This is a genomic window from Corynebacterium tuberculostearicum, from assembly GCF_032821615.1.
GTDB classification, from domain to species: Bacteria; Actinomycetota; Actinomycetes; order Mycobacteriales; family Mycobacteriaceae; genus Corynebacterium; species Corynebacterium tuberculostearicum_H.
In genome coordinates, this window is sequence record NZ_JAVBIF010000001.1 from 302,647 (window position 1) to 323,694 (window position 21,048).

Annotated in this window: 22 protein-coding genes; 5 read left to right on the forward strand and 17 right to left on the reverse strand. The window is 59.3% G+C overall.

Annotated elements, in window-relative coordinates; translation table 11 throughout:
- Genes dapA through dapB form a run of 3 tightly spaced genes read right to left on the reverse strand, consistent with a single transcriptional unit; the run spans nucleotide 1 to nucleotide 2,462 of the window.
- The gene (gene dapA / locus RAE09_RS01455) at nucleotides 1-909 is read right to left on the reverse strand and encodes a 4-hydroxy-tetrahydrodipicolinate synthase (protein WP_316980767.1); all 909 of its coding nucleotides are present in this window, start codon (nucleotides 907-909) and stop codon (nucleotides 1-3) included.
- Nucleotides 910-965: 56 nt separating this feature from the next.
- Entirely contained in the window at nucleotides 966-1,712 is a 747-nt protein-coding gene (gene thyX, locus RAE09_RS01460) for an FAD-dependent thymidylate synthase (protein ID WP_316980768.1), read from the reverse strand.
- A gap of 3 nt (nucleotides 1,713-1,715) precedes the next feature.
- Nucleotides 1,716-2,462: a 4-hydroxy-tetrahydrodipicolinate reductase gene (dapB, locus tag RAE09_RS01465; protein WP_250412626.1), complete on the reverse strand. Its 747-nt coding sequence runs from the start codon at nucleotides 2,460-2,462 to the stop codon at nucleotides 1,716-1,718.
- 141 nt (nucleotides 2,463-2,603) lie between these two features.
- Here dapB and RAE09_RS01470 point away from each other — a divergent pair, with 141 nt between their 5' ends.
- Together RAE09_RS01470 and RAE09_RS01475 are read left to right on the forward strand one after the other, a co-directional pair.
- A complete protein-coding gene (locus tag RAE09_RS01470) occupies nucleotides 2,604-2,993 on the forward strand; it encodes a VOC family protein (protein ID WP_316980769.1) in 390 nt (129 codons plus the stop codon).
- 113 nt (nucleotides 2,994-3,106) lie between these two features.
- Nucleotides 3,107-3,805 carry an AMIN-like domain-containing (lipo)protein gene (locus tag RAE09_RS01475; protein WP_316980770.1) on the forward strand — a complete coding sequence of 233 codons (699 nt, stop codon included), beginning with the start codon at nucleotides 3,107-3,109 and terminating at the stop codon, nucleotides 3,803-3,805.
- 96 nt (nucleotides 3,806-3,901) lie between these two features.
- Here the strand turns inward: RAE09_RS01475 and RAE09_RS01480 are convergent, their stop codons facing one another.
- The 4 genes from RAE09_RS01480 to RAE09_RS01495 all read right to left on the reverse strand — a co-directional run bounded on the left by RAE09_RS01480 (nucleotide 3,902) and on the right by RAE09_RS01495 (nucleotide 8,687).
- Nucleotides 3,902-6,148: a polyribonucleotide nucleotidyltransferase gene (locus RAE09_RS01480; RefSeq protein ID WP_316980771.1), complete on the reverse strand. Its 2,247-nt coding sequence runs from the start codon at nucleotides 6,146-6,148 to the stop codon at nucleotides 3,902-3,904.
- A 144-nt stretch (nucleotides 6,149-6,292) separates the two neighbouring features.
- The gene (rpsO, locus tag RAE09_RS01485) at nucleotides 6,293-6,562 is read right to left on the reverse strand and encodes a 30S ribosomal protein S15 (RefSeq protein WP_005278802.1); all 270 of its coding nucleotides are present in this window, start codon (nucleotides 6,560-6,562) and stop codon (nucleotides 6,293-6,295) included.
- Nucleotides 6,563-6,731: 169 nt separating this feature from the next.
- Nucleotides 6,732-7,664 carry a nucleoside hydrolase gene (locus RAE09_RS01490; RefSeq protein WP_316980772.1) on the reverse strand — a complete coding sequence of 311 codons (933 nt, stop codon included), beginning with the start codon at nucleotides 7,662-7,664 and terminating at the stop codon, nucleotides 6,732-6,734.
- A complete protein-coding gene (locus RAE09_RS01495; RefSeq protein WP_316980773.1) occupies nucleotides 7,665-8,687 on the reverse strand; it encodes a bifunctional riboflavin kinase/FAD synthetase in 1,023 nt (340 codons plus the stop codon).
- A 23-nt stretch (nucleotides 8,688-8,710) separates the two neighbouring features.
- On the opposite strand from RAE09_RS01495, the gene truB reads away from it, so the two are divergent.
- Nucleotides 8,711-9,604 carry a tRNA pseudouridine(55) synthase TruB gene (gene truB / locus RAE09_RS01500; protein ID WP_316980774.1) on the forward strand — a complete coding sequence of 298 codons (894 nt, stop codon included), beginning with the start codon at nucleotides 8,711-8,713 and terminating at the stop codon, nucleotides 9,602-9,604.
- On the opposite strand, the gene RAE09_RS01505 is transcribed toward truB, so the two are convergent.
- The 9 genes from RAE09_RS01505 to rimP all read right to left on the reverse strand — a co-directional run bounded on the left by RAE09_RS01505 (nucleotide 9,601) and on the right by rimP (nucleotide 19,127).
- Complete coding sequence (locus RAE09_RS01505) at nucleotides 9,601-10,275, reverse strand: 4'-phosphopantetheinyl transferase family protein (RefSeq protein ID WP_316980775.1); 675 nt, start codon at nucleotides 10,273-10,275, stop codon at nucleotides 9,601-9,603. The genes truB and RAE09_RS01505 overlap by 4 nt on opposite strands.
- The gene (locus tag RAE09_RS01510) at nucleotides 10,272-11,084 is read right to left on the reverse strand and encodes a metallophosphoesterase family protein (RefSeq protein WP_316980776.1); all 813 of its coding nucleotides are present in this window, start codon (nucleotides 11,082-11,084) and stop codon (nucleotides 10,272-10,274) included. Before RAE09_RS01510 ends, RAE09_RS01505 begins: the two co-directional genes overlap by 4 nt.
- An 86-nt stretch (nucleotides 11,085-11,170) precedes the next feature.
- Nucleotides 11,171-12,487, reverse strand: a complete 1,317-nt coding sequence (locus RAE09_RS01515) for an MATE family efflux transporter (RefSeq protein ID WP_040425272.1) — start codon at nucleotides 12,485-12,487, stop codon at nucleotides 11,171-11,173.
- Between the two features lie 20 nt (nucleotides 12,488-12,507).
- A complete protein-coding gene (locus tag RAE09_RS01520; protein ID WP_239194446.1) occupies nucleotides 12,508-13,470 on the reverse strand; it encodes a DHH family phosphoesterase in 963 nt (320 codons plus the stop codon).
- Entirely contained in the window at nucleotides 13,471-13,914 is a 444-nt protein-coding gene (gene rbfA / locus RAE09_RS01525) for a 30S ribosome-binding factor RbfA (protein WP_239194447.1), read from the reverse strand.
- A gap of 263 nt (nucleotides 13,915-14,177) precedes the next feature.
- Nucleotides 14,178-17,009, reverse strand: a complete 2,832-nt coding sequence (infB, locus tag RAE09_RS01530; protein WP_316980777.1) for a translation initiation factor IF-2 — start codon at nucleotides 17,007-17,009, stop codon at nucleotides 14,178-14,180.
- 106 nt (nucleotides 17,010-17,115) lie between these two features.
- Nucleotides 17,116-17,463 (reverse strand): YlxR family protein, encoded by a 348-nt coding sequence (locus RAE09_RS01535; protein WP_049361181.1) that lies wholly within the window; start codon nucleotides 17,461-17,463, stop codon nucleotides 17,116-17,118.
- A gap of 84 nt (nucleotides 17,464-17,547) precedes the next feature.
- On the reverse strand, nucleotides 17,548-18,564 hold the full coding sequence (gene nusA, locus RAE09_RS01540) for a transcription termination factor NusA (protein ID WP_198491606.1): 1,017 nt from the start codon (nucleotides 18,562-18,564) through the stop codon (nucleotides 17,548-17,550).
- A gap of 23 nt (nucleotides 18,565-18,587) precedes the next feature.
- The gene (gene rimP, locus RAE09_RS01545) at nucleotides 18,588-19,127 is read right to left on the reverse strand and encodes a ribosome maturation factor RimP (RefSeq protein ID WP_316980778.1); all 540 of its coding nucleotides are present in this window, start codon (nucleotides 19,125-19,127) and stop codon (nucleotides 18,588-18,590) included.
- Between the two features lie 38 nt (nucleotides 19,128-19,165).
- Here rimP and RAE09_RS01550 point away from each other — a divergent pair, with 38 nt between their 5' ends.
- Nucleotides 19,166-20,017 carry a DUF4439 domain-containing protein gene (locus RAE09_RS01550; RefSeq protein ID WP_250410050.1) on the forward strand — a complete coding sequence of 284 codons (852 nt, stop codon included), beginning with the start codon at nucleotides 19,166-19,168 and terminating at the stop codon, nucleotides 20,015-20,017.
- A 181-nt stretch (nucleotides 20,018-20,198) separates the two neighbouring features.
- Nucleotides 20,199-20,528 carry a transglycosylase family protein gene (locus RAE09_RS01555; RefSeq protein ID WP_049361177.1) on the forward strand — a complete coding sequence of 110 codons (330 nt, stop codon included), beginning with the start codon at nucleotides 20,199-20,201 and terminating at the stop codon, nucleotides 20,526-20,528.
- A gap of 121 nt (nucleotides 20,529-20,649) precedes the next feature.
- Here the strand turns inward: RAE09_RS01555 and RAE09_RS01560 are convergent, their stop codons facing one another.
- Nucleotides 20,650-21,012 (reverse strand): DoxX family protein, encoded by a 363-nt coding sequence (locus tag RAE09_RS01560; RefSeq protein WP_316980779.1) that lies wholly within the window; start codon nucleotides 21,010-21,012, stop codon nucleotides 20,650-20,652.
- Nucleotides 21,013-21,048: the final 36 nt, after the last annotated feature.

The following is a 21,048-nucleotide window of genomic DNA, read 5'->3' on the forward strand; positions in this document are numbered from 1 at the left end:
TTAGAGGACTCCAGATTGTTCCAGATCACGGCGAAGTTCCTCGCGTTCCTCCCCGCTCGCAGCGGTGATAGGAAGACGGGTATCGCCAACTTCGATGCCCTGCAGGCGCAGGGCTTCCTTTGCAAACGTCGCTCCACCCAACCGAGCTTGTGCATGGGTTAGCGGAAGGAGCGTAGTGACATTGATTTCTCGGGCGCGGGCCATATCGCCCGCGTCGAAAGCTTCATAAAGTTCTACCAAGGCACGCGGTGCAACATGGCCGATAACGGAGATGAAACCAGATGCGCCGAGGGAAAGCCACGGCAGGTTGATCGGATCATCACCGGAATACCAAGCCAAACCGGTTTCTTGGATGAGTTCTGCGGCCGCAGGAAGGTCGCCCTTGGCGTCCTTTACGGCTTGGATGGTCGGCAAATCCGCAAGGCGGCGGAGGGTATCCGGCGCCACTGGGATGCCCGAGCGGCCAGGGATGTCATAGACACAGATCGGTAGATCCGTGGCTTGCGCGACTGCGGCAAAGTGCTCGTAAACGCCCTTTTGTGAAGGCTTGGAGTAGTAGGGAGTTACCACTAGCAAGCTGTCTGCCCCCGCTTCAGCGGTGGCCTGAGCCAGCTTAATGGAGGATGCGGTGTCATTCGTTCCGGCACCGGCGCAAAGCTTTGCGCGGTCTCCTACTTCTTCCTTTACGGCTTTGAGCAGCTCCAGCTTCTCTTCAACTGAAGTGGTCGGTGATTCGCCGGTGGTTCCACCAAGGATGAGCGAATCAACGCCATTGTCAACGAGATGAGCTGCTAGGCGACGACCTGCTGCAACGTCCAGCGCACCGTCACGGTCAAACGGGGTGACCATGGCGATGCCGATGCGTCCAAAGATGTCGACGCCAGTCTTTGCTGTCATACCTGTGCTCATAGCCGTCAAGATTACCCTTTTGGCTTGCAATTAGCCGCATCGGGGTCTCGCGCGTGTTAGGCGTAGGGGCTTGCCGCCATCTGGGTCCCATCAGCAAGAGTGGTGATATTGAAATCATCAAAGAGCACTGGAGCCTTGCTTTGCAGCAGTTTCAGGCACTCCACCGCAACGTGGCGGAGTGCCTCGTCCGCCTGCTCGGCGGCCCGTGCACCAATAAAATGCCGCCACGCACGATAGTTGCCAGTGACAACGATGCGCGTTTCTGTGGCGTTTGGCAACACAGCACGCGCCGCCTGACGGGCCTGCTTTTTGCGCAGGAGAGCGTTGGGCTCATCCAGCTTCTCTTCTAGTGCGCTAAGCAGTTCATCGTAGACAAAGCGGGTCTCATCAACCGCCTGCATGACCAATCGACTTAGTTGCTCGTCTTCAGCCACCAGTTTTGGTAGGACTACTTCGGTCTCTTCTGGGTGAACAAAGCGCTGGGAGAGCTGCGAGAAAGAAAAGTGCCGGTGGCGCACGAGCTCATGGCTCGCCGACCGCGACAGCCCCGTGATGTACATCGTGGCCGTGGCATGCTCGAGCAACGCAGTATGGCCTACCTCCATGATGTGGTGCAGGTAGGCTTCATTGGTTGCTGTCCGGGGATTTGGCTTATCAAAAGACTCGTAGCAGGCCCGTCCAGCGAACTCGACAAGTGCTTCCCCATCAGAGGCCGAGTCATCCGCGTGCCACTCCACGCCCTGCGGGGCGTGGAACTGTGTTGCGGCAATGAGCTGAATGTCTAGCTCACTTGCTTTAGCCATGGCTTAAAGCCCCAGGTACTTATCGAGGCCTACGACTAGGCCCGGGTGATCCGCAATTTGGCGCACGCCCACCAGGACGCCCGGAGTAAAGGAAGCGCGGTCATAAGAATCCTGGCGGATGGTCAGCGACTGACCTTGAGCACCAAAGATGACCTCCTCGTGTGCCACCATGCCACGGGTGCGTACTGCGTGAACCGGAATACCGTCGACGGTGGCACCGCGGGCACCATCGAGTTGCTTTTCCGTAGCATCCGGCATGTCTCCCAGACCAGCCTCCTTGCGGGCGGCGGCAATTCCCTCAGCGGTATGGATCGCAGTACCGGACGGCGCATCCAACTTGGTTGGGTGGTGGAATTCGATAACCTCTGCAGTCTCAAAGAACTTGGCAGCCTGCTTAGCTAGCACCATGGTGAGAACTGCAGAAATGGCAAAGTTCGGCGCAATGAGGACATTGCCGGCACCGTCCTGCTTGGTCCATTCCTCCACCTGAGCCAAGCGCTCCTTATCAAAGCCGGTGGTTCCCACCACGCAGTGGATTCCGTGGGCAATGCAGAACTCCAGGTTGCCCATTACCGAATCTGGCTGGGTAAAGTCCACGATGACCTCTGCGTAGGCGTCGATAAGCTGCTGCAGATCATCACCGCGGTCAATTTCCGCTACCAGTTCGAGGTCATCTTCCGCGTTGACACCTGCAACGATTGCCTGGCCTACGCGTCCGTGCGCGCCTAGTACGCCAACCTTGATAGCCATGGTGTGTTCTCCTTCTTCAGCCACATCGGTAGTACTTTTCTCCCCATCCTAACGCGCATGGGGGTTGCGCAATTCCTCGCCTTCCTTGGAACGGACTTGCGCTCTCCGACGATGCCCCTCACTCTCACTAGGATGGCGGGCATGCAGATCTATATCGCTTCCGTTCCTGTAGACGACGTTGCCCGCGCTCACGATTTTTACGTCAATACCCTTGGCTTCCGAGTTAAGGATGACGTAACCCACGGCGATTTCCGCTGGCTCACCGTCACCAATGCTGAAGGTGAGGGAGATACCGAGCTACTTTTGGAGCCGAAGGGCCATCCCGCTGCCAAAGACTATGCCGCAGCACTCAAGGCCGACGGCATTCCAGCCACCCAGTTCCTGTCCGCCGATGTGAAAAAAGAATACAAAGAGCTCAGTGACAAGGGCGTGAAGTTCACCATGGAGCCCACCGATGTTGGCCCGTCCATCATCGCTGTATTCGATGACACCGTGGGCAACCTTATTCAGCTGGTGGAACTAAAGAAGTAGCCGCACCCTCCCCTCTCACACGGGTTAACAATTGCATCACTTCCTACTGCCCGTCCCATCCGCCCCAGTAGAATGGGTGTAACGACACGGTAAGCACCAAGGAAGTGATGAATATGTCTCCCTCAATTTTCTCTCGCACTATCGCCGTGGCCATCAGTGCAGGATGCGCGTTAGCACTTGCCGCTTGTTCCGATAAAGACACTACGCAGGCAGGCACACCGGCATTTAGTGAGGTTCAGTCAACTACCGACACGGCTGATGCTCCGACCAGCTCCGCTACCCCTGCTACTTCTTCTGCCCCGCGCAGTACCTCGGCAGCGGATGCAGAAAAGCAGAAGCTCCCCCAAGACTCAGCCCCAATGGCGTTCGCCGGTATGGGCACGGCCTCTCTCGAGGACCAACAGCACATGCCGGAGGGGCTCGGAAACCTCATTCCCACGGGTGTGCGAGTGGGAGCACACGATGGCTTCACCCGCGTCGTCATCGACCTGGAGGGCGAAGGTGAACCGGGCTGGTTTACGTCCTATACCGATAGCCCTGCCCAGCAGGCATCCGGCAAGCCGGTCGAGGTCCAAGGGAATACTTTCCTCAACTTAGGCATCGAGGGGACGCCGTGGCCTTCTACCCCAGAGCTGAAAGCAAAGTACATGCAGCCAGGCACTACCCCTGGTGCCGGGGTGGTCAGCGCAGTCAACTACACCACCACCTTTGAGGCGCAAACACAGCTCATTATCGGTCTAGAGAAGAAGACCGCCTATTCCGTGACGTATCTGAAAGACCCGTCGCGCGTGGTCATTGACTTCCAGAACTAAGGTTTAGCGGCGCCTCTAAACGGTGCACACCTACGAAGAAAGGCTCTGCCTTCCAGCGAATAAACTGGAAGGCAGAGCCTTCTTTGGGTTTAGGGATTAGTCCTCAACCGGAACCAGGGAAATCTTGCCGCGGTTATCGATATCCGCGATTTCTACCTGAACCTTATCGCCAACGTTGATGACGTCTTCTACCTTCTCGATGCGCTCGTCGCCACCCAGGTTGGAAATGTGGATCAAGCCATCGCGACCCGGCGTCAAGGAAACGAATGCGCCGAACGGCACGGTCTTTACCACGGTGCCCAGGAAGCGCTCTCCTACCTTCGGCAGCTGTGGGTTGGCAATGGAGTTGACCTTATCAATGGCAGCATCCGCAGCCTCACCGGTGGCAGCGGAAACGTAGACGGTTCCGTCATCCTCGATGGAGACATCGGCGCCGGTTTCCTCGGTGATCTGGTTGATGGTCTTGCCCTTTGGTCCGATAAGCTCACCGATCTTATTAACCGGGATCTTCACGGAAGTGATCTTCGGAGCAAGGCCAGACATCTCGTCCGGGGTATCGATGACCTCAGCCATGGTTTCCAGGATGGTAGAGCGGGCATCGCGAGCCTGCTCCAGTGCTTGGGCCAGGACCTTGGACGGGATGCCATCCAACTTGGTGTCCAGCTGCAGGGCGGTGATGTACTCAGAGGTACCGGCGACCTTGAAGTCCATATCGCCAAAGGCATCCTCGGCGCCGAGAATATCGGTCAGGGCGACGAACTTCTCCTTGCCGTTTACTTCGCCAGAGACCAAGCCCATAGCGATGCCAGCTACCGGAGCCTTCAGCGGAACGCCGGCATTGTAGAGGGACAAGGTGGAGGCACACACAGAGCCCATGGAGGTAGAGCCATTGGAGCCCAAGGCCTCAGAGACCTGGCGGATGGCGTATGGGAAGTCCTCACGAGATGGGATGACCGGAAGCAGAGCACGCTCGGCCAAAGCACCGTGGCCGATCTCGCGGCGCTTCGGGGAGCCCACGCGGCCGGTCTCGCCAGTGGAGAATGGCGGGAAGTTGTAGTGGTGCATGTAGCGCTTGGATTCCACCGGGGTCAGGGAATCAATCTGCTGCTCCATCTTGAGCATGTCCAGGGTGGTAACACCCAGAATCTGGGTCTCACCGCGCTCGAACAAGGAGGAACCGTGAGCACGCGGAACCAGGTCCACCTCAACGGAGAGGTCACGGATATCGGTAACGCCGCGGCCATCGATACGGAAGCCCTCGGAGAGGATCTTCTGGCGCACGATCTGCTTCATCAAAGCGTTATAAGCGCCGCGGATCTGCTTAGACGCATCGGATTCTTCCAAGTCCTCGAACTGGTCCAAGAGCTTTTCTTCGACCTGCTCCATGTATTCATTGGTGGCATCGTCGCGCTCCTGCTTGCCCGGGATGGTCAGCAGCTTTTCTAGCTTCTTGGTAGCAGCCTTTTCCACTGCAGCGAAGACATCATCGCCGTATGCCGGGAAAAGCGGGAACTCCTGGGTTTCCTTGGCGGCACGCTCCGCCAGACCGTTCTGGGCCTCGCACAAGGTCTTAATGAAAGGCTTTGCTGCCTCCAAGCCTTCAGCGACGGCTGCTTCCTGCGGTGCAGGAGCGCCGTCGGCAATGCGTTCAGCAACGTTAGTGCCAGCACCGGCCTCAACCATCATGATGGCTACGTCGTCCTTGCGGCCCTTCTTGACAATGCGGCCTGCAACGACCATCTCAAAGAGAGCGCGCTCGTGCTGCTCGTGATTCGGGAACGCTACCCACTGGCCTTCCGGGTGCTTATCGTCAGCAATCAGTGCCATGCGGACACCGCCGACTGCACCGGAGACGGGCAGGCCGGACAGCTGGGTGGCGGCGGAGGCGCCGTTGATGGCAACGACGTCGTAGTACTCTTCCGGATCCTGGGACATCACGGTGACAACGACCTGTACCTCATTGCGCAGGCCCTTGACAAAGGTTGGGCGCAGCGGGCGGTCGATGAGGCGACATGCCAGGATGGCCTCAGAAGAAGGGCGACCCTCACGGCGGAAGAAGGAGCCCGGAATCTTGCCGGCGGCGTACATACGCTCTTCTACGTCCACAGTCAGGGGGAAGAAGTCGAATCCCTCGCGCGGCTGGTTGGACGCAGTGGTCGTGGCCAGCAACATGGTGTCATCGTCCAAGTAGGTGGTCACGGAGCCGTCTGCCTGGCGAGCCAACTGGCCGGTTTCGAAGCGCAGGGTGCGGGTGCCAAAGTCACCATTGTCTAGCGTGGCAATGGCCTCGGTAATGCCAAAGTCCTCGTCAATATTGAACTCGACGGAGTTCTGAACGCTCATTAAAAAATGTCTCCTTGAGTGGTTTAGGCGATCGTCGATGCCGCCTGGTCGATTTTTGTCTATGACAACGGTGTCAAATTCTAACAGAAAAACCACAAAAGCCCCGCCAAAGGGCGGGGCGAGGTGGCCGAAGCTGGGCCGGAATTAACGGCGCAGACCCAGGCGAGAGATCAGATCACGGTAGCGATCAACGTTGTTCTCAGCCAGGTACTTCAGCAGGCCACGACGGCGACCAACCATCAGCAGCAGACCACGACGGGAGTGGTGATCGTGCTTGTGGAACTTCAGGTGCTCGGTCAAAGTATTGATGCGGGAGGTCAGCAGGGCAACCTGTGCCTCAGGGGAACCGGTATCGGTTTCGTGCAGGCCGTACTCCTTGAGGATTTCGGCCTTCTTCTCAGTGGTCAATGCCATGAGTATTTCTCCTTTATTTCAGTCCACATTATCGTGACGCATAAGCCAGCGCGATGCGCATTGCTTGTGCGTGCCGCAACTGCTGTGAACCGCAGTCGCTAAGCCAAACAAACACCTTACAGCGCCCAGGCAGAAAAAATCAAAACCACATGGCTTCTAGGCTGTGCTTTTAGAGCTGGCTGAAGAGCGTCTCAAGGCGTTCGACAAACTCTCGCACAAAACGCTGACTATCCACACCCACAGCCACCCGTGCGGTGGGCGGCGCATCCAATCGCTTTTCATCCGCGATTGTCCGTCCACGGGTAGGGCCGGTGGTGTCAGTCTTGAGGTTTATCGAAAGGACGTCGACAAGCGTGGCATCTGCTGCCACCGCAGCGGCCAATGGATCGTGCAAGCCGCACCCGCCCAAGTGCGGCGATGTGGTGGCGTAAGCGCGGATGTAATAGTCCACCATGTCCGCAAAAATGCGGCCGGCGTGGGTGCCGGTAGCGCGCCAACGAGCGGACTCCGCCGTGGTCAATAGGGTGCGCAAGGTGACATCCAGGCCCACCATGGTGGTATCGCTCGTGTGGCGGAAGAGGTAATCGGTAGCTTCCGGATCCTGGGAGATATTGGCCTCAGACCACGGCGTGACGTTGCCAGGAACGGTAAGAGCCCCACCCATCATCACTAGGTGTGCGGCTGTGGCAAAGGAGGGGTCCTGCTGCATGGCGGCAGCAATCGTGGTGGACGGGCCGGTCGGAATGATTACTAGATCATCGCCGTGCTCGTGCAGAGCCTCGATGAGGAAATCGGCCGCTGGTTGGGACTGCGCCTGGGTAGTTGCCGGCGGAAGCAGGACCTCCCCCACGCCGTTGTGGCCGTGAATAAAGGAAGAAATCTCACTTGGCCGAAACCCATCCGGGCTAGGCCCGGCAAACACTGGAATATCGTCTTGGCCCAGCAGCTCTAGAAGAGCCAGGGTGTTGCGCACGGCCAAGGGCACGGTCACGTTGCCGTACGTACAGGTCACGCCGATGAGGTCCAGGTCCGGATGGGCGATGGCATACGCCAGCGCTAGGGCATCATCAATGCCGGTATCAAGATCGAGAATCGCCTTCATTTATTTCTCCCGCAGGAAGTAGTCTTTCGCGGTCCAGCCCTGCGCCTTCGCGTCGGCAGCGAGCACCTGGCGGGCCTTGGCTACGTCATTGGCCATGGCCTCAAGCAGCTCGTCTACGGAATTGAACTTCACCATATCGCGGAGGTGGCCCACAAAGTGCACCGTAGCCTCGTAGCCATACAGGTCAGCGTCGCGGTCGAGCACAAAGGACTCGATAGAGCGCTCCTCATCGCCAAAGGTGGGGTTGGTGCCTACGGAAATGGCGGCCGCATAGGCCACGCCAGGCCGCATATCCCCCTCGATAGAGGAATCAGAGTGGACGATGAACCAGCCCGCGTACACACCATCGGCCGGGATGGCCACCGTATCCGGGAAATACTGATTGGCCGTGGGAAATCCGAGCTCCTTGCCTCCACGTCCTGCGCCGCGCACTACGGGCCCGGTCACGGTGAAATGGCGACCGAGAGCCCAGTTTGCGGATTCGATGTCCCCCTGCGCAAGGCACTCACGGATGTGGGTGGAACAAATGCGCACGCCCTTATCATCCAGCAGTGGAACGATGTCCACGCTAAAGCCAAACTCGGCACCAAAGTCCTGCATAGCCTGGGCGGTTCCGGTCGCGCCGGCGCCAAAAGTGAAGTTCTCTCCTACCACGATGTGCTGGGCTGCGAGCTTTCCTACCAATAAATCTTCTACGTAGGGCCGTGGCTCCACCCCAGCAAGGTCGCGGGTGAAGTCAATAACGAGCACGGCAGCAATGCCCATCTCCTCGGCCAGTTCAAGTCGGCGTTCAAAGCTCAGCACCGCCAGGGGCGCACGCTCTGGGAGGAATACCGATACCGGGTGCGGGTCAAAGGTCACCATGACAGGGCGCTCACCATGAGCGCGTGCGTGCTCTACGCAGGCGGAGATGAGCTGCTGATGGCCGCGGTGCAGGCCGTCAAAGACTCCGATGGTTATTGACGTTGGGCCCACTTCCGCGGGGATGTCATCGATTCCGTACCAAATATCCACGCAGACCATCGTAGAGCATAGACTTAGAGGCTATGACTGATGCGCTCGCAAACTCCGGACTCGTCATCGTAGACAAACCCGCCGGCATGACCTCCCACGATGTTGTCGGCCGCCTACGCAGGTGCTTTCACACAAAGAAGGTAGGCCACGCCGGCACCCTCGACCCCATGGCCACCGGCGTGCTTGTCCTTGGCATGGAGCGTGGCACCAAATTCTTGGCCCACATGGTTGCCTCCACTAAGTCCTATGACGCCACCATTCGCCTGGGCGCCGCCACCACAACCGATGACGCCGAGGGAGAATACTCTTGGGGCGCTAGCGCTGCAGCCATTGACCGCGCCGCAATCGAGGCAGAGATTGCCAAGCTCACCGGCGACATCATGCAGAAGCCCGCGGCCGTTTCCGCTATTAAAATTAACGGCCGCCGCGCCCATGAGCTGGTGCGGGAGGGCCAGGAGGTAGACATTCCCGCCCGCCCAGTAACGGTAGATAAGTTTGACGTTCTGGCAGAGCGCCGCGAGGGCGACTACATCGATCTAGACGTCACGGTGGATTGTTCTTCCGGTACCTATATTCGCTCCCTAGCCCGCGATCTGGGCGAGGCCCTGCAGGTGGGCGGGCACCTGACCGCCTTGCGCCGCACTGAGGTGGGGCCTTTTGCGCTTGCCGACGCCCTCTCGCTCGACGCCCTGGCCGATTCCCCGCGCCTTTCCCTCAGCTTGGATGAGGCCTTGGCTCGCTGCTTCCCCGTCCTTTCCGTCACAGAGGAGGAGGCAGCCGCCCTCGCCATGGGCAAGTGGCTAGAGCCCCGCGGACTCAAGGGCGTCCACGCTGCTGTGGCCCCTAATGGCCAAGCGGTGGCGCTCATTAAAGAAAAAGGCAAGCGCCTGGCCACCGTGTTTGTGGCACGGCCCTCTACCCTTTAATTGCTAAAGTCTAAAGCCGGAACCGAGGTGGAGACGATAACGTAGCCATCTCTGATTACCCAACGCCCGGTGATAAAAGGCACCGGTGTGGGCCTAGCCAAAATATAGGAAATAAGCGTGCCATCCTCGCGCAGGTCAATTTCTGCTTGGTCAAAGTCCAGCCAGCGAAAGGTCATGGGAAACCACGACTTATATGTGGCCTCCTTGGCACAAAAAAGCAATCGGTCCGGGCAGGTAATCCCCGCCTCACGAAGCCGCAAAAGCTGCGGCATCTCCCCCGCTCGGGCGATCATGGTGAGCACATGATCCGGCAGCGGTTCGGCGGGTTCTGCATCCAAGCCCACGGATTTTAAGGCTGAGGTAGGGGCAACCACCGCAGCTCGCATCCCCTCGGTATGCGTCATCGAGCCGACAAAGCCTTCTGGCCACAGCGGCATGCCGCGCTCGCCGCGCAAAATCGGCGTCGCCGGGCTGGCACCTAATTCCTGCAAGGCTCGGTGCGCACACCACCGAGCATCACCGAACTCGGCCTTGCGTACATCAACTGCCTGGGAAACGAGAGACTTTTCTTCAGCCGCGAGGCCTTCAAAATTAGCCAAATCCGCATAGCCCGAATCCGTGCGCACATAGCAATAGCGCGCACTTTCAGGAAATAGCTCTGGATGCATCATCGTGCCTCCTCCCCTTCAAAAGAACGCAGTACCGGATAGGGCCACGTCTGGGTGCTGTCGCGCCCCTGCCATTCGCGTGGATACCCCAATGACGTCTCGATGTGGTCAACGCCGTCCACATTCATGCGAGACGGCATATGAAGGTGCCCATAGATGATGGACTGCGCGTTATAGCGCCGCGGCCACGACCGCGTATGCCTAGTTCCGCACCACAAGGCAATTTCCGGAAAGCGCAACAGCATGGTTGGTTCTTGGACCAACGGCCAATGGTTAACCAACACGGTAGGACCATGTACTCGGGAAAGGCGCTTGATGGAATAGGCCAACCTGTCCCAACACCACGCCCGCACGTCTACGAAGGGGGCGATGGCGAACTCATCGGTCATCATCAGTTGTTTTGCGCGCGCCGCCTCAATGGCTTCGTCCACGCTAAGGCCATGCGGACGGAAACTGTAATCATACAAAGTAAATAGCGGAACGATGGTGGTCCCGTGAAATACCGGATACGGGTCTTCGGGAGTGATAACTCCAATCTCCCTGCACCTTTCCACTAGGTGCGCATACTTTTCTCGGCCTTGATACCGATCCTGGGAGCGGGAGAATAACTCATGGTTGCCCGGCACCCAGATGACCCTGGCATAGCGATCATTGAGCTGGCGCAAAATACGAATGATGAGATCGGTACGCTCTGCGACGTCCCCAGCTACAATCAGCCAATCCGCAGGATCGGGCGGAGTAAGCTGATCAATGCGCTCGCTATTGGCGCTGACCGCTCCATGCAGGTCAGAAACCGCCCACACTGTTGGCATAGGTTTCTCACCTGTCTTCCTAGAAGCTGCGCGCTGCACGTAGCCGCACACCACGCGAGAGTATCAACACGCCCACTTTAGCGCAGCTAGCCCTCCTGCACTACGGCCCATTTCATCGATCGGAACCGGTAGACGACACCCACCATGCGGAAAGCAATGAAGGCGGCGAGGCCACACCACACGCCGGTTAAGCCTGTGCCCATAAAGTGCGCCAAGATAACGCCCGGCAAAAATCCCACTAGGACCGAAGAAATGGTCAGCGTGCGCAGGAACGCAGCATCGCCGGCGCCGAGCAAGACACCATCGAAGGCGAAGACCACGCCACCGCCGATAACCATGGCTACCAGGATCCACCACGGCTTAGAGATGGCATCGAGCACTTCCGGAGAGGAGGTGAAGATGCGCGGAATAATCCCTGCACCAGCAGCAAATACGACAGCCAAGAGGCCAGAGAAAATCGTAGAGTACAACGCCACCTTGCTGCCCACACTGCGTGCGTGCCGCGCAGAGCCAGCACCTAGTGCAGCACCAGTCAATGATTGCGCGGCAATGGCCAACGAATCCAAGATGAGGGACATGAAGTTCCACAGCTGCATCATGATCTGGTGACCGGCCAAAGAAGCGGTACCAACGCGGGAAACCACAGCCGTGGCGGTAAGAAAGGCCACCTGGAAGCTGGCTGAACGCAAAATAAGATCGCGGCCTAAGATGAGCTGTTCGCGTACCACATGCCATTGAAATTGCCAGGAGCCGGTATGTTCCTTATGCAATTCGCGGACGAATAGCGCGGCAATAATGCTCATGCCTAATACCGTGGCAATGGCCGAGCCTGCCAGCCCCCAGAAATGGACGAAGATGGGCACCGCAATAGCGCCGGGAATCATGCCAGACAAAGTAAAGTACAGCGGCTTCTTCGTATCTTGGACACCGCGCATCCAGCCATTTCCGGCCATTTCCACCAAAGTAACGGGAATAGCCAGTGCTGCGATGCGCAGCCACAAGGCCGTCCCGGCGGCCGTGGTGGGATCACCGGTTAAGGCGCGTGCAAATACGCCGCCAAAAATCCACATGATTACCGCGAGCAGCCCGCCTACTCCTAGGGCCACATAGGTGGCTTGCACGCCTTCAGCAACCGCAGCTTCGCGTTTGCCGGAGCCAAAGAGCCGAGCAGAACGAGCGGTCGTGCCGTAGGACAAGAAAGTCAACTGTGTCGTCACCACGGAGTGAATTGTGGTGGCTGCAGCAAGTGAGGCGAGCTCTTGGGCACCTAGACGACCAACAACCGCGGTATCTAGCAAAAGGTAGAGCGGCATGGCCGCAAGTACGCCAAGCGCGGGAAACGCGAGGCCAAAGACCTCGCGTGCGGTTACCGTGCCAGCGGTGGAGCGATCCTGAGCGTTCATTCCATCCGTCTGCCTATTTCTCATTGGATAGCGGCCACCAATTCCTTAATAATTTTTTCCGGAGCCCCGTAGGCGGTATAGCCCGCGGCCGGTACATGCCCGCCGCCGCCGAAGGTTAGCGCCACCGAAGAACAATCGATGCGAGAAGAACGCAAAGAAACTGCCCACACCTCCGGAGCTTGTTCCTTAAACACCACGCCGACGGTGGTTCCTTCAAGCGCGCGAACGAACTCCACTAGTGATTCGACAGCCGAATCGGAGTGTCCCTGGATATCTTCCAGCCGCGCGACGAGAATGCCTAGGGTGTGCTCCCCTGCTTCTTCGAGGCGCAAACCGGCCAATACCCTACCGATCATCTGAAGATCGTCCGGAGTGGTGGAATCTAACAGGTCAGCTGCGATCTGCTTGGTATCCAGATCGTAGTGCATGAGGCGGGTAGCAATATCGTGCATAGCCGGCCTACCCCAGCGGAAGCTGCCAGTATCGGTCATCAAACCGGCATATAAGCAGTGTGCAATATGACGGTCAATCTGAATCTCCAATGAATCCAAGATGCTCAGCAACACCACGGTGGTGGATTCACATTCAGTGTCCACCACATTGATGGCACCAAACCCTGGATTAGAAGAATGATGGTCAATGCACAGAACCCGGCCCTGCTGGGCTAGCTGCTCAATCCGATCCGCAAAAAAGCCCGTTCGGTCCAAAGAACCACAATCAACGGTGACGTAGAGGTCATAGCCTTCCGGCAGCTCACGACTAGTGGTGACGTCGTCGGCGGCAGGAATGGTGTAAAGGTTACGGGAAATTTCCCGCTCCTGGCCCACAACGGCACACACATCTTTGCCCCGTTGGCGCAGCGCGAGCAGCAACGCCGCAGCAGAGCCGATGGCATCGGCATCCGGCCGCAGGTGCGTCACAATGCAGATGCTATGAGCATCATGCAAAGCGGCAACTGCCGGCTGGTATTGCTTCTTAGTCACTTAAGCCTCGTCTTCATCGGAGGTCTTATACGGGTTCGCATCCCCTGCCGGCTGGGCGTTTTCCTTCAGCTTTGCCAGTTCTTCATCGCGGGCGCGAGCACGGGCCAGAAGTTCTTCCATATGAGCGGAGGCCTCCGGAACGGTATCGACCTCGAAGGTGAGCGTCGGGGTAAACCGCACCGAGAGTTGATCACCCACAATCTTGCGCAGTTGACCTTTAGCGCGCTTGAGGGCTTCTTCTGCTTGAGCGAAGTCTGGCTCGGAGTCGATGTCTTTTCCGCGCACGGTATAAAAAACGGTGGCATCGTGCAGGTCGCCCGTGACTCGAGTATCCGTAATGGTCACCAACTCGAGGCGGCGATCCTTAATCTGGCGTTCGATGGCGCTTGCCACGATTTCCTGAATGCGCTTGGCCATGCGCGCTGCGCGTGCGTGATCGACCATGTGAACCTCCCAGCTCGAAAAGAATCTATCTCTAAAATTACCGCCAACCGGTACAAGAAACCACCAGTTTAGTGCCGAATACCGGACAATGAAAACCCGTCGCGGCAGCGCCTGTAGGCAGCGGCGCCCACGGCGCCCTCAACTCACAGACGCAGGAATAGCACAAGGCCCGCTTCCCATCTCCCCGGGCCTTCCCTACTGAGTGCTGGCAGCACATTCAGTGGGGACGGCGGGAGCGGAAGCGGGCCTTGAGACGGCGGCGATTAGTCGCGCGGAACCTCGACCTCTTCGTAGGCCTGGATGATGTCGCCTACCTGAATATCCGGGTAAGAGAGCACCATACCGCACTCATAGCCGGCCTTGATCTCGGTTGCGTCGTCCTTCTCGTGACGCAGGGACTCAATCTTGGCGTCGGCAGTGATGACGTTGTTATCGCGCAGCAGGCGAACCTTGCCGTTGCGGACAACCTTGCCCTCGGTAACCATGCAGCCGGCGATGGTACCCACCGCGGAGGACTTGAACAGGGCGCGGATCTCGGCCGCACCGGTGTCGCGTTCCTCGTAAATTGGCTTGAGCATGCCCTTGAGCGCAGCCTCGACCTCTTCGATGGCCTTGTAGATGATCGTGTAGTAACGAATATCCACGCCCTCTTGGGTGGCCATCTCCGTCGCCTTGCCTTCCGCACGGGTGTTGAAGGCAATAATGACGGCGTCGGAAGCCGCTGCGAGAGATACGTTGGTCTCGGTCACAGCACCGACACCACGGTCGATGATGTTGAGCTCGACTTCGTCCTCGGTCTTGATATCCAGCAGGGCATCTTCCAATGCCTCGACGGAACCGGCGTTGTCGCCCTTGAGGATGAGGTTGAGGGTCGAAGTCTCCTGCAATACCTTGTCCAGATCCTCCAGGGAGACGCGCTTGCGCTGCTTGGCCTGCAGGGCAGAGCGCTTGCGAGCATCACGCTGGTTAGCAATTTGGCGGGCAACTCGGTCATCTTCTACCACGAGCAGGTTATCGCCTGCACCCGGCACACCGGACAGACCTTGGACCTGTACCGGACGGGATGGACCAGCCTCTTCGACGTCGCCGCCGAACTCATCGAGCATGCGACGGACACGACCGTGCGCATCACCGACGACGATGGAGTCACCCACGTGCAAGGTACCGCGCTGAATGATGACCGTTGCCACCGGACCACGGCCGCGATCCAGGTGCGACTCAATGGCCACGCCCTGTGCGTCCATGTCTGGGTTAGCGGTCAGCTCCAAGGCGGCATCCGCGGTCAAGATAACCGACTCAAGCAACTGGTCAATGTTCTTGCCCTGCTTCGCGGAGATATCCACGAACATGGTGTCGCCGCCGTACTCTTCCGGAACCAGGCCGTACTCGGTGAGCTGGCCACGGATCTTATCCGGCTGAGCTTCCGGCTTATCCACCTTGTTCACAGCCACGACGACCGGAATATCGGCAGCCTTGGCGTGGTTGATGGCCTCCACGGTCTGTGGCATGACGCCGTCATCGGCGGCAACCACGAGGATGGCCAAGTCGGTGGACTTAGCACCACGGGCACGCATGGCGGTAAAGGCCTCGTGGCCCGGGGTATCCAGGAAGGTGATGGTGCGCTCGCCGTCCACGTCCACCGTGGTTTGGTAGGCACCAATGCCCTGGGTGATGCCGCCTTCCTCGCGGGCGCCCTCGTTGGTCTTACGGATGGCGTCCAACAGGCGGGTCTTACCGTGGTCAACGTGGCCCATAACGGAGACGACTGGAGGACGATTCTCCAGTGCTTCCTCGCCACCTTCATCCTCGCCGAACTTCAGGTCGAAGGACTCGAGCAGCTCGCGGTCCTCATCCTCAGGGGAGACGACCTCGACGTTGTAGTTGATCTCGGAGCCGAGCAGCTGCAGCGTATCTTCCGATACGGAAGCGGTTGCGGTCACCATTTCACCGAGGTTGAACAGTGCCTGTACCAGTGCTGCTGGATCCGCGCCGATCTTCTCGGCGAAGTCAGACAGGGATGCACCGCGACGCAGGCGGACGGTCTGGCCCTTGCCGTCGGGCAAGCGCACGCCGCCTACGACATGCTTCTGCTGCTCCTCGTACTCATGGCGCTTCTGACGCTTGGACTTCTTGCCCTTACGTGGAGCGCCACCTGGACGGCCGAATGCACCTGCGGTGCCACCGCGACGTCCGCCGCGTCCGCCTCCGCGGAAGCCGCCTGGACGGCCGCCACCTGGGCCACCGTGGCCTGGCCCGCCGTGACCGCCGCGACCGCGGCCGCCGCGTCCACCGCCGCTCGGTGCCTTAGACGGCATCGACGCAGGGTTCGGGTGGGACGGCATCATAGCCGGGGATGGACGGCGACCGCCGCCACCCTGGTTATTGCCTCCCTGGCGGCTATTTCCGCCCTCGTTCTGGCCGCCGCGCTTGCCGCGGTTATCGCCGGGCTTATTGCCGCCACGCTGACCCTTGGAGCCGCCTGGGCGGGGGCCCGGACGGTTGTCGCCGCCACCCGTGGAGAACGGGTTATTGGCTACGCGACGGGAACCGCCTGGCTTCGGCATTGGACGAGGCATGGAATTGCCTGGGGTCGGGCGCTCGCCCGACTTCTTGCCGCCAGCCTGGCCTGGCTTCGGTGCGCCCTGGCCAGGCTTCGGTGCAGCAGCCATAGCACCAGGCTTCGGCGCCTGAGCACCCGGCTTCGGGGCAGCTGGCTTTGCGCCGGGCTTAGCAGCACCCTGACCTGGCTTCGGTGCGCCCTGACCGGGCTTCGGGGCAGCGGCCTTCGCGCCCGGCTTAGGCGCCTCTGCGCCCGGTTTAGGGGCAGCAGACTTCGAGCCCGGCTTAGGGGCGCTCGCCTTTGCGGTGCTCTTAGCGGCACCCTTGGCAGGCTTATTGTCTTGCTTCTTCTCGGCGGCGTCATCGCCGCCGGACTGTGCTTCATAATGTGCTCGCATCTTCTTAACCACCGGCGGTTCGATGGTGGAAGAAGCAGTCTTTACAAACTCACCCTGTTCCTTCAGGGTGGCGAGCAGTTCCTTGCTGGTTACTCCGAGCTGCTTTGCGAGCTCGTGAACACGTAGCTTTCCGGGCACTTGTCTCCTCTTGGTATCGACTAGGAGTCAAGGCCGCGGAAACTGGCCTGACCCCTAGTTAGGTGTGTAGGACTTTCATCGCTGATGCTTCATCGTTGTGCGCTCATCAGTGTTCGGTCTTCCTTTGTAACTCTGGTTCGTACGAATCTAACGCGGCATCTTCCGCGCTAGGTACTTGTCGGCTATGCGCTTCCAAGTACTGCCGTACCTGACCTGTGTCCACGGGTGCGGACGTGCGAAGCGCGCGCTTGAAGGCGCGTTTGCGCTCCGCTAGCTCGAGTGCAGAAAGTGTGGGGCTAATCCACGCCCCGCGGCCGGGAAGCCGGCGGTGTGGATCTGCTACCAGACGGCGGCCGTGCGGATCATCACGGTCGATGACCACCCGTAGCAAGTCCGTATCTGGCAGGCGGCGGCGAGTAGCGATGCAGGTCCGGAGTCTTTGCCTCTCAGACATCCAACTCCTTACTTTTCGCGTCGCCAATATGCCCCAATCTGCAACTGGGCCGTTTACTAGCCTACGCTACAAAAGCGCAGATCCTTAATTAGCGTCAGCGTCCGAGTGAATATCGATCTTCCAACCGGTCAAACGGGCAGCAAGACGGGCATTCTGCCCCTCTTTACCAATAGCCAGGGACAGCTGGTAATCCGGCACCACCACGCGCGCGATTTGCGCCTCGTTGTCCACAACGGTGACCTTAACCACCTTCGAGGGGGCCAATGCGTTGCCTACGTAGACCGTTGGATCCTCACTGAAGTCGATGATGTCAATCTTCTCACCGCCGAGCTGGCGCATGATGTTGTTGACGCGCTGACCGCGCGGGCCGATGCAGGCTCCCTTAGCGTTGAGGCCCTTGGCATGGCCCACAACAGCCACCTTGGAGCGGTGTCCCGCCTCGCGGGCGATGGCAATCATTTCTACGGTGCCATCAGCAACTTCTGGAACTTCGAGCTCGAAAAGGCCACGCACCAGCTCCGGGTGGGTGCGGGAGAGATTGATCTGTACTTGGGCGCCGTTGCGGTTAACGCCTACGACATAGGCCTTAATGCGGTCACCATGCTCGAGCTTTTCTCCCGGAATCTGCTCGGCCGGCAGCAAGATGCCGTCCTGGGACTCCAGCTCAGAGCCCAGCTGGACCACGACGATTCCGCGGGCATTAGCGCGCGCATCGCGCTGGACGATGCCGCTGACAACGCGGCCGGTGAGCTCCGAGTAGGAATCATAGGTGCGCTCTGCCTCGGCCTCGCGCAGCTTGCGCAGGATGGCCTCGCGCACGGCCTGTGCGCCCACGCGTCCAAAGTTTTCCGGGGTGTCATCGTATTCGGTGGTTACTTCCCCAGTTTCTGGGTCGCGCTCCGAGACAATGACGCTGACTGCACCGGTTGTGGCGTCGATATCGACGCGGGACTTGGCACCTTCTACCTTGCCGCCAGCATTAGACTCGCGGTAATCCAGGTAGGAATACAACAAGGCACCCGCAATCGCTTCCAGCAAGTCCTTTACGGGGACGTTGCGCTCGGACTCGATGGTACGAAGTGCCTGTAGATCAATATTCACTTGTCATTCCTCTCGGTTGCCGGTTAATTCTCGGCTTCTTCAAACGTCTTGCGCACTGTCTCTAACTCCTGTTCGGACGGCTGTGCAAACTCAATTTCTACCACTGCCCGGGCAATGTTTTCCAATCGTTCAGCGCGCACCTGCACGTCCTTTTTGCTTGCCGTGATGAGGATTACGGCATCGGCGGCGTCGTTAAGCGCGCCAATGCGCGCCGATTGAGTCTTGCCATCGCCAAGGTCAAAGGAGACCTTGCGCCCCCGATTGCGGCGCCAGTGGCGCGGGGCGGTGAGCGGCAGGTCCACGCCGGGGGTGGAGACCTCCAAGGTATAGCCGGCGCCGAAGTTCAGCTCTCCTTGCGCTTCCTTGTCATCAAAGAAGGCAGAAATCTCGTTGGATACTTCCTCCAACACATCGGAGCTAGGGCGCTTATCGCCATCAATACGGATAATGACCTGGGATTTCTTTCCCGCCTTGGTGGTTTTAATGTCTTCTACGTCCAATCCCCGCTCAGCTAGTTTGGGTTGCAGGAGATCGGTCAATTGTTGTGCATCTGGGAAAGCCATGCCCACTAGCCTACGTGCTACGGGGTACAGTCTTTTGCGTGAACCGCCGACGTATAGCTTTGACCCTCGTAGCCACAACCGCCACCCTGCCCGCCTTGGCTGGGTGCCAAGCGGTTGATTCCGTCGTCGACTATTTTGGCCCGCGGCCAGAGAGCAGGCTGCTGGCGCTTGCCGACGCCGCCGCCACCGACGCCTTGTCCCTCAGCGGCGTCGATGACCATGCCGCAGGGCTGCGCAGCTCCCAGGCGGACGCCCTGTATGCCGAAATTACACGGCTATGCGGCACGGATGATGCTGGCAATCCCCCACGCTCCTGCGAGGTAGAGCGCCCTACCGAGGCCAATCACGCCGCAGACTCTGGCGAAATTATGGAAAATGCCGCCTCCGCTACCACCGAGGCAGCCGATGAGGTCACCGTTGAATCGCGCACCCTAGTTACCGAGCAGGCCATCGCGCTCAATGCTTGGCTGCCTGGCGATGCCCCCGATATCCCCGAGCTTTCCCAACCGGAGCAAAAAAGCGCTGCTGATCTCCTGAGCTGGGAGTATGAGCAGGTATACGGTCTAGATTTCGCGCGCGCCTACGTTGGCCCCGAGCACGAGGACAAGGTGGATCATCGCCTAGCTGTTCATCATCGCCGCATCGACGCCCTCCAGTATGCACTAGCCCGTTACGGCAACATTCCGCAGCCGGAGTCGGCCTATACTTCCGGAGAGCAAGAACTACCCCACGATTCTGCTTCCGCGCTGGGCTTTATCGATGGCCTTGCCGAAAACGACGGCCGCAAGTGGTCCGCCGCCGCCACAGGTGCAGCGCAAGAAGAATCCCCGGATCAGGAATGGGTTACGTGGCTCATTGGTATCGCGGCGGAGTCCCACGGCATGCGCTAGACCACTACCACCCCGGCCAGCCCCACCTGTCCATCCCCTGACAACGGGCCAGCGAAATGGCAGCAACCTCTACGGCCCTATGCATTGCCTCGGCTCCTCCAGCATGCGTAGGTTGGTTCACCATGAGCTTGCAGGAGATTCCGCAAGCTAAACAGACACAAAGAGAAGGAGTTTCCTCTCAATGCGTTCTAAGAAGACCATGTTGACCGTATCCGCCGCGGCACTCGGCCTTGCTGGCTTGGCCGCGCCTGCTGCTACCGCCGCACCGGCTAGCGCCTGGGATCAGGTAGCTGCTTGCGAGTCCGGCGGTGACTGGCACATCAATACCGGAAACGGTTACCAGGGTGGTCTGCAGTTCAACGCGCAGACCTGGGCTGCCAATGGCGGCACTCAGTACGCCCCGACCGCTGACCAGGCAACCCGCGAGCAACAGATTGCCGTGGCCGAAAGCGTCCTGGCCACCCAGGGTGCTGCTGCTTGGCCTAACTGCGGCGGCCCCGTCGCCGGCTAGTTTCTAGCTTCGGCATTTAACACGAAACCGGCCTCCTCCCCTTCCCGCTAAACCCCGCGGAGTAAGGGAGGAGGCCGGTTTTGTGCTTGACCTAGCTGGCTAGCATGCAGCCAAGGCGGCTTTAGGCCTCATGCTTGGCGATATTCCAGGCATACATCATCAACAACACCTGCAGCGGCTGGCGGATGATGTGGTAGAGCTTCTTTGGCCACCCTGCCTTGCGCTCGATCCAGGCGTGGTACATATTGGCCGGCCACACCGCTGCAAAGAGCGCGAGTGCGGAGGCACCGCCGAAGCCGCGGGTGGCGCGGCGGCGAAGCAAGGCACCGGTGGCAATCTCCCACAGGCCCGAAGCAAAGTTATAGAACCGCGCAGGACCTAGCAGTTGCGGCGGGACAATGGATTCGAAAGTATTCGGCTTCACAAAATGCAATACGCCCATTGCTGAAAGCACCGTGGAAAGCCCATTCTTTTGAAAGTTCATGCCTTCCACGGTACCCCGCCGCGGGCCCGTGCGAGG